The 11,652-nt window shown below is 27.1% G+C and carries 5 protein-coding genes; 4 read left to right on the forward strand and 1 reads right to left on the reverse strand.

Translation table 11 applies throughout. From position 1 onward, the window contains the following. The first annotated feature begins 165 nt into the window (after positions 1 to 165). The 4 genes from ON17_RS01410 to ON17_RS01425 all read left to right on the forward strand — a co-directional run bounded on the left by ON17_RS01410 (position 166) and on the right by ON17_RS01425 (position 9,538). Positions 166 to 651, forward strand: a complete 486-nt coding sequence (locus ON17_RS01410; RefSeq protein ID WP_100222520.1) for a hypothetical protein — start codon at positions 166 to 168, stop codon at positions 649 to 651. A gap of 388 nt (positions 652 to 1,039) precedes the next feature. Then, positions 1,040 to 1,780 carry a hypothetical protein gene (locus tag ON17_RS01415; RefSeq protein WP_017191718.1) on the forward strand — a complete coding sequence of 247 codons (741 nt, stop codon included), beginning with the start codon at positions 1,040 to 1,042 and terminating at the stop codon, positions 1,778 to 1,780. Between the two features lie 878 nt (positions 1,781 to 2,658). Beyond that, positions 2,659 to 7,575 (forward strand): AAA family ATPase, encoded by a 4,917-nt coding sequence (locus tag ON17_RS01420; protein WP_017191719.1) that lies wholly within the window; start codon positions 2,659 to 2,661, stop codon positions 7,573 to 7,575. A 277-nt stretch (positions 7,576 to 7,852) separates the two neighbouring features. Then, entirely contained in the window at positions 7,853 to 9,538 is a 1,686-nt protein-coding gene (locus ON17_RS01425; RefSeq protein WP_017191720.1) for an AAA family ATPase, read from the forward strand. Positions 9,539 to 9,817: 279 nt separating this feature from the next. Here ON17_RS01425 and ON17_RS01430 read toward each other — a convergent pair whose 3' ends face one another. After that, complete coding sequence (locus ON17_RS01430; RefSeq protein WP_017191721.1) at positions 9,818 to 11,545, reverse strand: DEAD/DEAH box helicase; 1,728 nt, start codon at positions 11,543 to 11,545, stop codon at positions 9,818 to 9,820. Positions 11,546 to 11,652: the final 107 nt, after the last annotated feature.

An 11,652-nucleotide genomic window follows, 5' to 3' on the forward strand; every position in this document is an offset into this window, starting at 1 on the left:
AATATTAATAAATATTTTTTTCTACCTTTTATCCTAATAATTAAAATAAAAATTCAAATTCAAAAATTAAATTAAAATTCAAACAATTAAACAATTAAATGTAAACAAGAGGAAAGATTATTAGAAACACAAACGATTCAAACAACATTTTAAAAATATTTTTAATTGTCCCTTTACTCGTTCTTTTATTATTTTTCATTATTTATTTTAGTTTTTTTTTACAATAAAGAGCAAAAAATCGCTCTTTCGACAGATAAATTGGTTTCTTATGAACAAGTCCATTTAGACGAGTATGCCGAATCAACAGATTTTAACGATACTTTAGACAATAAATTTCAAGAAAAATTAGATGAAAATAACTTAACAAAAGAAGAAGAGAAACAAGAAACATTTATCATTGAAGAAATTCAAAATGAAAAGTTAAATACAAAAGATACAACGTTAAATTCTGATGAAGAAGTAAAAGAAATCACAGAATCTAAAGAAAAAACTAAAAAAAATAAAAAATGGAGTAGTATCTTCGGAAAGAAATCCGAAAAAAATGATAAAAAAGATAAACAAACCGGCATTATAGAAAAAAATTCCGACTTATCCGAAGTAGAAGATAAAATTCAAGAAGAAATGACAATACAGCAAGAAAAAACGCAATAATAAACATTTTATCATTAAAAAAAGACCTTATTAAAAGGTCTTTTTTTTTATAAATCATATCAGATATTTTTATATTATTTAATGATATAATTATAATGCTATGTAAATATTTTTATTAGAAAGGTATGAAAATATATATATCAAATTTGTCCTAACTGAATTAAAATATTATTCCCCTCAAAGAGGGGCGAATTAATTTTTTTGTAATCCAGAAACTTTTTTTATTCTATAAATGAAACAACTTTCTCACAAAATCAATAAAATGTATTTTTATAGTTTTTTACTACATATCTATTGTTTTATACAACCCATTAAAGAGACAATTGCAAAAATAATATTTTCATTTTTAGAGGATATTAATTTTAATTAGAAAGCATTAACAAAAAATATGTCAATTCAAGGAAAAAAGGTTTGGAAATATTTTGTCATCTTTCTAACCTTTTCATTAATAAGTCCTATATACGGAATCACTCCTTATCGTAATAAACAACCAGAAACGAAAAAAACAGTTTCCCCTATTCTTTACCCTTCTATAGAAAAAATTAAAACAATGTTGCCGATCATAAAAGACGCAGCTTTTTGCCAACGTTTATTAGAACATGTTGTTAAAATGATTTTCGCAGAAATAGACAAGGAATATTATAATTTTCAGGAAAAAGACAAGGAAAACATTGATTTTCTGTATCAAACCTTAGAAAAATATAACATTGTAGAAGAGTTTAGTAATACAATTGCTACGACCGTTTTTGACCCTAACGAATACCTTTTTGTATTTGTCGGAAACGCCAATGATTTACAAAATTATCAAATATATTTACAACATAAAAAAAACAATTTTCAAGGCGACAAAGGTTCTTTTTGGCGCAATTGGCAACCAGCTAATATGATCTTTGTTTCTAAAAAACATATTCAATTTTTAATTGACAAATTACTTCAAGCGATGCTTTTGGAAGAAGAAATGAAAATCATAAATTCAAATCCTCTCTTTCAAAATAGCGAAAGTTATAAAAACAATTTACAACCACAAATACAATTTATTCAACAAGAAATGAACAGTTTAAAAGAAGAATTAGGGCGAGAAAGATGCCTAAATATCAGCATAAATAACGAAATGCTGGACCTGCAATGATGGTCTAACTCATATTTTCGGTTTATAAAACGAAAGAATTATAAATTACAGCAGAAAATAAAAGCGTAAATGAGGGTTATCCTTTAATCCAACAAGAAGACGCAAGAGCAAACGATCAACACGGATAACTTCTGAAAAGGAGCTAAGAGCAACCAAAAGGGTTACAAATCATAACTTGTTAGATAAAAATATCTTTATTTTCGTTTATATCAACAATTTTGAGGTCTTTTAACGTATTTTAATTCGTATGTTAAAATCATTGTCATCGTTCTAGATGATGGAGTTAATTCCCACCTCAAACCTACCTGTCAGAAAATATTTTATGCCAGATAAGATATAATTTCTCAGGTCAGCTCGCCTAAATTGATTACGTAGATATTTAGAGTAACTTCTATTTCCCTAAAACAGAACCCTTTTTCAACTTGATAGTTGTTAAGGTTGTTGTCAAGGGAGAAGCAGAATCATAGTAGTCGTGAGAAATTGACAATTAATGCTGAAATGCATCAATATACTGACTCACCAAGGAGAGGGATAACGACCCTTACAAGGCAAAAGATGAAAAAATAGCAAGGCTATATTAATTTTTTTTAAAAAAACATTTAAACTTATAAATGATTCCTATTTTTTTAAGAGAAATCAATATTAACACACTATTTTAACCGCCGTATGCTTGGAAACTTGCTTGTACGGTGGTGTGGGGGGCTTAGTGTAATAAACCCATTTTAAACGGTAAAACGCATTAATTCTATCCCGATAAGAAATATCAAGATTTATATACACAAAAACAAGTAATCATCAATCAACAACGCCATGAAATAGATCGTTTAGAAACTAAAATACACCAACAAAATATCTTTATTAAACGACAATCAAAAGATATGGACGACAAAATAAGAGAACTAAAAGCGGTTAAAGAACAATTTTTCCTGGCAAATCAAAACAATCTTTCCAATGAGCAAGAAAAAAATCAATTAATAAAAAGAATTGATCAATTAATTCAAAATATCAGAGGACAAGAAAATATTTTATTTTCTCAACAACAAGAGATCGTTTCTCTTCAAAGAGAAAAAACAGGCATAGAGCAAATGTTAACGGAAGAAATTAGTGCAATCCAATCTCAACAAAAATTACAAAATGAAGAAAAACAAAGTTTATTGTCCTTTATCGAAACCCAACAAAACCTTTTAAAAGGCAAACAAAAAAAATTAGATGAAACGCAAGAACAATTGAGTTTAACTCAAACAACTGTTGAAAGGCTTAATTTGTTAATGCAAGAACAACAAAATAAGTTGGATAAACATAAAGAAGACATCCTGTCTTTAAGAATGCAAATTTTTAATCAAAAAAACGATATTACCGCCAAAGATAAATTAATCCAACAAAAAATACACGAATTAGACGTTAAAAAAACGGAATTAAACCAAAGAGAAAAAGAAAATAATCTTTTAGAAGAGGATAAAAATCGCTTAAATAAAGAAATAAAAGATTTGAACCGTAATATTGATGTTCAAAGGGAATTGTTATTACAACAATCATTGATCGTGCAACAACTGCAAAACAATAAGACAGCTTTAGAAAATCAGTTGTTATCCAAAAAACAAGAAATCGAATCCCATCAAACTTTAAGCCAATACGAAAAACAAATGTTAATAGGGACTATTGATTATCAAAAAAGTATTTTAGTGGACAATCAAAAACAATTAGACGAAATGCGAGAACAATTAAGTTCTGCCCAAAAAAAGATTGAAAAACTTAATGCAATAATTAAAAAATATAAAAAACAAATTGCACAAAAAGAAGAAGCTATTGTTGCCTTAAAAAACCAAATAAAGGATAAAAGTGAAGAAATTCAACGTAATAATACAATAATTCAACAAAAAGTGCAAGCTTTAGAGGATAAACAAGCTGAATTAGCCCAAAAAGAACAAAAAAACACTCTTTTAGAAGAAGAAAAAAACCGTTTAACTAATGAAATAAACGATTTAATCGGTGATATCAATTCTCAAAGAGAAACGCTATCGCAACAAAAAAATTCTATTCAAGAGTTGCAAACAGATAAAGCGTTTTTAGAGAGACAATTGTTATTTAAAGAAGAAGAAATTCAAACTCTGCAAAGTTTAAGCCAACAAGAAAAACAATCTTTACAAGATTCAATTGATCATCAAAAAAATCTTTTAGCAGAAAATCAAAACCAATTAAACGACATTCAATATCTATTAGATACTTCACAAAAAGAAATAGACAAGCTTAAAAAAACCATCCAAGATTATCAACAACAATTAGACCAACAACAAGAAGACATTATAACCTTACAAAATACAATAAAGGCCAAAAATCAAGAAATCGATGTAAATAATGAAATAATTAAACAAAAAGTCCAAGAGTTAGAAAACAAACAAGAACGATTAGTCCAAGGAGAAAAAGAAAATAATCTTTTAGAAGAGGATAAACATCGCTTAAAAAACGAAATCAAGGATTTAATTAGTGATATTGATTCTTTTAAAAATAAGTTATCTCAACAAGAAGCATCCATAGAAAAATTACAAACAGATAAAACTACTTTGGAAAACCTTTTATCTTCCAAAGAACAAGAAATTAAAACTCTGCAAAGTTTAAGCCAACAAGAAAAACAATCTTTACAAGAGTCAATTAATCATCAAAAAATTCTTTTACAAGAAAATCAAAATCAATTAAACCAAACTAAAGATAAATTAGATTCATCTCAAAAAGAGATAGAAAAACTTAAAAAAACCATCCAAAATTATCAACAACAATTAGATCAAAGACAAATTGATATTGATGAATTAAAAAAACAAATTATAGAACAAATTGCTAAAATAGATCAAAAATCAGAAGAAATTCAAAACAAAAATATTGAATTAGAACGAAAGCAAAACCAATTAAGAGATGGAGAAAAACAAAAGAATCTTTTAGAAAGAGAAAAAAATAAATTAAATGCAGAAATACAAACTTTAATGAGCGATATTGCAGCTCAAAAAAAAGACTTAAAACAACAAGGACAATTCATCCAAAAATTGCAAAAAGATAAAAATAACTTAGAAGAAGAATTATTACTAAAAGAAACAGAAATTCAAATTCTTCAAACTTTAAGTAAAAAAGAGAAACAATCTTTGCAAATAATCATTAATCATCAAAAAAATATTTTAAAAGATAATCAATCACAACTAGACAAAACTAAAGAACAATTAAGAACTGCTTATTTTAACATTCAAGAACAAGAAAAAAAGTTAAAAAAAAACGATCAAGAATTTAAATATTTGAATGAATTTTATGATAATACTTTAGATAAATTAAAAACCATCATTGAAAATTCACAACAACAAAAAGAAAAAAGCGACCAATTTATTTTGGGCAAATATCAAGAAATACTTGAATTAACAAAAAAAGAATTAAAAGATGAAGCCAAAGAAAGAATTAAATTAACACAAACAGAAACAGCAGCTGCTAGATTTTTAAAAGATACTACTCGTTTACACAGTTTTAAAGATGTTATCGGAATGGAAAAAGAAAAAGAGCAACTTTTAGAAAGTTTATCTTATTTAAAGAATCCTGAAGAATATAAAAAAATGGGCGTTAAAAAACAACCTAGAGGAGTTTTGTTGTACGGATCGCCAGGTACAGGTAAAACATATTTAGCCGAAGCTTTTGCCAAAGAATCAGGCTTACCTTTTTACGCTGTTACTTCTGCAGATTTTTCCCGAAGTTATGTAGGAGAAGGACCGAGAATTATAGAAAATCTTTTCGAAGAAGCACGCAAACATTCTCCATGTATCATTTTTATCGATGAGTGTGAAAGTATTTTTAGAAAACGCAATGCTAATGGTTTAACTTCAGACCATGGGAATATGATTTCCTCTTTTTTATCCCAAATCGAGGGTATTTATACAGATCCTGATAAAACTGTTTTTATTATAGCGGCCACTAACTTTAAAGATGAAATAGATATCGCCGTTTTAAGTCGTTTTAATAAACTGATTGAAATAAATTATTGGAAAGAAGAAGAGTTGAAAACTTTTGTTAAAATGATTTCTAAAAATTATAAATTAGATGTTCGTGCTTATAAATATTTAGACAAAATTATAGAACAGATTTGTAAATTCGATAATCATTTTTTAAAATCACCAAGAAAAATTATTGAAATTTTAGATCAAGCAGCAGGGATAGCTATTGAAATGCATCGCCATTTAAACATTTTGCCTATTGATTTACAATTAGCTTTCGATAGAATTTCACAATCAGAAACTTTAGTAGATTGGGAGAAACATACCCATGACAAACCTGATATGGCTTTTTTATCGACAATGAAAGAATATAAAAACGTTCCTTTGAAACACCTTTTCAAAGATAGTTTTTTATCCTTTTCTGAAAAGAAATATTTTGATTTAATCAATAATCATTATCAAAAACATCAAAAAGCCGGTTATAATAAATATCTAAGCGACGAAATAGACAGTATTTCCTTTTCAGATGATAAAGACAAAATCAAAAAAACATATAATGATGAAAACCCTTTACCAGAAGGTTTATTAGGTGTTTATTTCGAAGATAAAGAAAATACAGACTCCACCAAAAGACGTTCAGAAATTCAAAAAATTGATAGTTTAGAAGAAATTTTAAAAACGGGCATGAAAAAAGTTCATCAGATTTATTTAATTTGGGACTATGAAAAATTAAAAATCAATCAACAAACAGCACACATGTTAATAGATAAATTTTGCTATAAATATCCTTTTTTAAGAGGTGATGCTTTTTTTCAAACACAAATCTTACAAAAAGCTAGAGAAATAGATAATAACGAAGCAGAAATAGAACAATTTATTTTGAAATTTTTAGATGAAAACATTAAACAACCTTTAATAAATAATGTTTTTAGTCAAATAGTAGCTCAAAATCTTTTAATCGAAGAAAAAGATAAATTAGAAATTAAAAAAATAATTGCTGATAAATTGGATTTTTTAATATTGTCTCCTCATATTTTGACTTTAGAGAAACTGCAATTCGCACTCCTGTCAGAAACTAAAACTTATTTAGAAGTTAACAAAAAACAAATATTAGAGCAACAAATAGACCGCATTATTGAAGAATTAAAATTAAATAATATGCTTTTCACTTCTCAACAGATCAAGCAGTTTCAAATAGATTTAAAAAAAGAAGTTTATAACGAATTAGTGAATTTAATGAAAAGAAAAAACCATATTTCTTTAGACGAAATCAAAGCCAATATTAAAGAGAATTCCGCTTTATTAATAGATAGACTTTTTTATCAAATATGGCAAACAATATACCCTAAATTGCATATTGAGATAGTGGAGTATGAAAAAAATTCTTTAATAACGCTTCTGCAAAATAAAGTTAAGAAAAATTTATTTTTTACCAATTTTTCTTTAGAAGAAATAGTGGATATTTTGCAACAAGAAATAAATACATATGAAAATAATTTTGAAGAAAGGTTAAAAGAAAAAGTATCTGCAACGGTGCATAAATACATTTTAATCGATCATATTTTAGAAGAACAACCTAACACCGAAACCATCGAATTAATTTCTAAAGGGGCTTTTTTAGTAGCGCAAAAAGAATCACAACAACCAGATGTTACCGAAAAGAAAATTCAACAAGAAATATATGATTTTATAAAAAATTATCGTATTAAAAATACTCATTCTTTTGAAATGTATGTTTGGATTAAAAATAATTTTTATATTATCTTTTTAACTTTAATGATGTTATATGTTTTAATTAATTCTGCGAATAAAAATCAAAAACGTCGCTATTAATTGTAAAAAAATATTTTTCCTGGCCGTTTCTCTTTGAGAGATAACGGCTCTTTTTTTAAATAAAAATAAATAAATTTCTTCAATGATATTGTTTGATAATCGGTTAAAATATGTTATTATATTGTTATTAATTCATAAATTATTAAATTTTTTTGTTAAAATATTTTAGACTTTATTAAAAAAATGTTTCCAAGAAGAAATTAATATTTAGAAAAATTAAAACAGTAACACAATTTTTTTGTTAAACAATAAAATTTAAAAGGAATTTATTATATTTATGACACAAAATTTTAACAATTTTGATGAGTTTTTGCATTTTGATCAAAAAAATTCTAACAAAAATCCTCATAAAAAGAAAGATTGGCTCAACATTATCAAAAATATTACTAGCATCTTATTGAATGTTTTGTTAATTATCGGTGTTTTTTACTTAATAACAAAAGCAATGTCAGGCGATGATGCTGCGGCGAATAAAGAAGAAAATTCATGGGCTAAAGATAAATTGATCAAAACTTATGATAAAACATTTGAAGATTTTTATGGTTATGCAAACGAAAAAAACGAATTAAAAAAATTAGTGGAATATGCTCAAAATCCTAAAAAAGGCGAAGTAGAAAGAGGAGTTATACTTTATGGACCGCCAGGAACAGGTAAGACTTTTTTGGCAAAAACTTTAGCAGGAGAGCTGAAAGGTATAAGTCCTGTTTATTCCGCAACTGGTTCAGATTTTGTCGAAAAATACGTTGGCGTAGGAGCTTCTCGAATCAGAAATCTTTTTAAAACGGCGAAAGAAAAAGCGACCAAAGACAATAAGAACGCTTATTTTATTTTTATTGATGAAATAGAAACCATCGGTAGAGCAAGAAGTAAAAGCGATGATAATAACCATTCAGAACATGAATCTACTTTAAACGCTTTATTAGCCAATTTAGACGGTTTTAATCAAAATAAAAATGAACCGCAAGCCATTATTATTGGGGCGACTAATAGATTTGACCTTTTAGACGATGCTTTAACCAGACAAGGTCGCTTAGGCAAACACATATATATGGGTTTGCCGAATTTAAAAACTACTGAAAAATTATTAGAAGGTAGTTTGAAAAGATCTGGTTTGAAAATGTTTTCCCAAGAAAACAAAGGAAGTCTAGATCAAAGAATTCAAGAAATTGCCAAAACAATTCATCAATTCGGTTTCAGTGCGGCTCAAATTGATTCACTAGCTAAAAAAGCTAAAGAACTTGAAAAGAAAAAAACTACATCTTCAAAAGTTACTAATGAAGAAATATATAATTTAATGGACGAAGTTCTTTTAGGTCCTATTTCTACAAATGAATTAAACGACGAAGATAAAGTAAGAGTTGCTATTCATGAAATGGGACATGCTATATTAGCTCATAAATTAGACCATAAAGTTGTTCGTGTAACGATCGAACCTAGAGGACAAGCTGGTGGTTATACTTTGTTTTTGCCTAATAAAGCGAGTAATTTACCTACTAAAAAAGATTTAGAAAAAAGCATTCAAATCTCATTAGGAGGAAGAATTGCAGAAGAATTTTTTTACGGAGACGGACAGTTTAGCGTAGGAGCTAGCGATGATTATAAAAAAGCTTATTCATTAGCATCTCAAATGGTGACGAAATACGGAATGTTACCTGATTCTAATGCTTTAAGTTCTAGCAATAAAATACCTTTAATGGTTTTTAATTCTAAAATGGAGCCTGAAACGCAAAAATTGATTCAACAAATAGTGAATCATTCTTATGACAAAGCTTTAAAATTGTTTGAAAGTTCTATATCGTCTTCCGAATCTTTAATAAAAGGTAAGGGGCAAGACTTAACTGAACAAATAACTAGAAAAACTTTCACTTTAAACGATAAATTGTTAAATGTCATAAACAAACTTTACAAAGAGAGAAAAATTTACGAAAAAGATATGAATGATTTATTAGTCAATAAAAAATAGTCAAAAAATCTCAACAATAAAAATCCATTAAAACTAAACAAAATCACATTAGATATCTTTATAATAAAAAGACAAAACTTTCGATTAATTCCAAGTTTTGTCTTTTTTTGTTTTAGATAAAAATCTTTTTTTAACCTTCTTTTGATAAATAAATCAAAAGAGCGAAAAAAATCCCCCCTTAATGAAATAAAAAAACCAATTTGTTTTTTTTATAACAAATTGGTTTAAATTTTGCGATAAAATAAAATCTTTTATAGTAAATTAGAAAAGACTTTATTATTATCTAGATTGAATTTGTAAAAGTTTTTTCTCGTAATAAACATTGTCTTTAGATTGAACTTGTTTAACAAAACGATCAGCAATTTCAAAAACAGTTTTATTAGAAAGATGTTTGATGTTTCCGATATTTTTGCCATAAACGTTAAATTTATCGCTTAAAATTTTTAAAAATACTGGTGGATTAATTCCGTCTTCTCTGCCTAAATTAATAGTTAATTCGGTCATTTGGTCTCTGCCGCCAAATCTACCAAATTTGTTATTATTATTGGAGAAGTTAGAATTGCTTCTTCTGCCGTAATTTTCTCTTCTGTTGTCGGAACCATAACTGTTAGAATTGTTGAATCTGCTAAAGTTGTTATTTCTGTAATTGTTACGAGTGTTTTGGTAACGTGAAGAGCCACCGAATGATTTTGGTTCAGCTATTTCTTCATATTTTTTACTCTTAGGCATTAAGTGACTTAATAAATTGTTAATAATTGTTTTGTCATCGAATTTTTCTAATAAAGCTTCTGTTAAGGTTGTTGCTTTATTGTTTTCTTCTGGATTTTGTTCTATTAATTCAACAATTTTAGTTTCAAATAATTTATTTTGTTCTTTTTTAATTTCTTCTATTGAAGGGATAGTAACAGCAGTTATTTTTTCTTTTAAATAATTTTCTAATTTTTTCAATTGAGAAACTTGTTGAACGCTGATTAAACTGTAAGCAACGCCTTTTTTACCGGCTCTACCAGTTCTACCGATTCTGTGTACGTATACTTCGTCTTCATGCGGTAAATCAAAGTTAATAACCATTTTAATGTCATCGATATCTAATCCTCTAGCTGCCACATCGGTAGCGACCAAGATTTTAATATTTTTTTTACGGAAATTATTCATTACGTGTTGTCTTTGGTTTTGTTTTAAATCGCCGTGAATAGCGTCAGCTAAAAAATCTCTTTCTTGTAAGTAAGATAGGATATTATCAACATCTTTTTTCGTATTAGCAAAAATAATTACTGATTCAGGATTTTTTTGATCTAAAAGGCGAACTAAAAGTTTGCTTTTGTCAAAATGTTTAACAATATAATAAAATTGTTCAATCGATTTAACAGCGATATTTTGTTGTAAAACTTTTAATACTTTAGGGTTATTTTGGTATTTAGAAGCTATTTTCTTAATGGAAAAAGGCAAAGTAGCTGAAAATAAAGCTGTTTGTTTTTCTTTAGGAATTTGACTTAAAATAGTTTCTAAAGCATCTTGAAAACCCATTTTTAACATTTCATCAGCTTCATCAAGAGTTAAAATTTTAACTGCTGATAAATCAACTTTTTTTCTATCTAAAAGATCGATCATTCTACCTGGAGTAGCGATAATAATTTGCGGATTTAAATCAAGTTGATGGAATTGTTTAATGTAAGATTCTCCACCGTAAACTACTGCTGTTCTAATTTCTCTGTGAAATTTTAATAATTTTTTAATTTCTTGAGAAACTTGTAAAGCTAACTCTCTTGTAGGGCACAATATTAAAGATTGTGTTTTAGCTAATTTTGGATCTATTTTTTCAATGGTAGGGATGCCGAAAGCGAAAGTTTTCCCTGTTCCGGTTTGAGATTGAACAATAATGTCATGTCCTTGTATCATTTCTGGTATTGCCATAGCTTGAACTGATGTAGGAATTGAAAAATTTAACTCTTCTAAAGCTTTTTCTGTTTGTGGCAATAAATTTAAATCTGTGAATAATATACTCATTTATTTTTTTCCTCTATTTCTATTAATAATAATTTTTCTATTTAATAAAAAAATGAATCAATCAATTAAAATTAAATTAGACAAGAGAAATTAACAATTATAATTTT

This window comes from Poinsettia branch-inducing phytoplasma str. JR1 (assembly GCF_000309465.1).
In the GTDB taxonomy this organism is placed as follows: Bacteria; Bacillota_I; Bacilli_A; order Acholeplasmatales; family Acholeplasmataceae; genus Phytoplasma; species Phytoplasma pruni.

What these genes read in the sequence shown, in the direction of transcription:
- ON17_RS01420 (WP_017191719.1), top strand. Translation starts at nt 2,659, where the DNA reads ATGGACGACAAAATAAGAGAACTAAAAGCGGTTAAAGAACAATTTTTC.
- ON17_RS01415 (WP_017191718.1), top strand. Translation starts at nt 1,040, where the DNA reads ATGTCAATTCAAGGAAAAAAGGTTTGGAAATATTTTGTCATCTTTCTA.
- ON17_RS01430 (WP_017191721.1), bottom strand. Translation starts at nt 11,545, where the DNA reads ATGAGTATATTATTCACAGATTTAAATTTATTGCCACAAACAGAAAAA.
- ON17_RS01425 (WP_017191720.1), top strand. Translation starts at nt 7,853, where the DNA reads ATGACACAAAATTTTAACAATTTTGATGAGTTTTTGCATTTTGATCAA.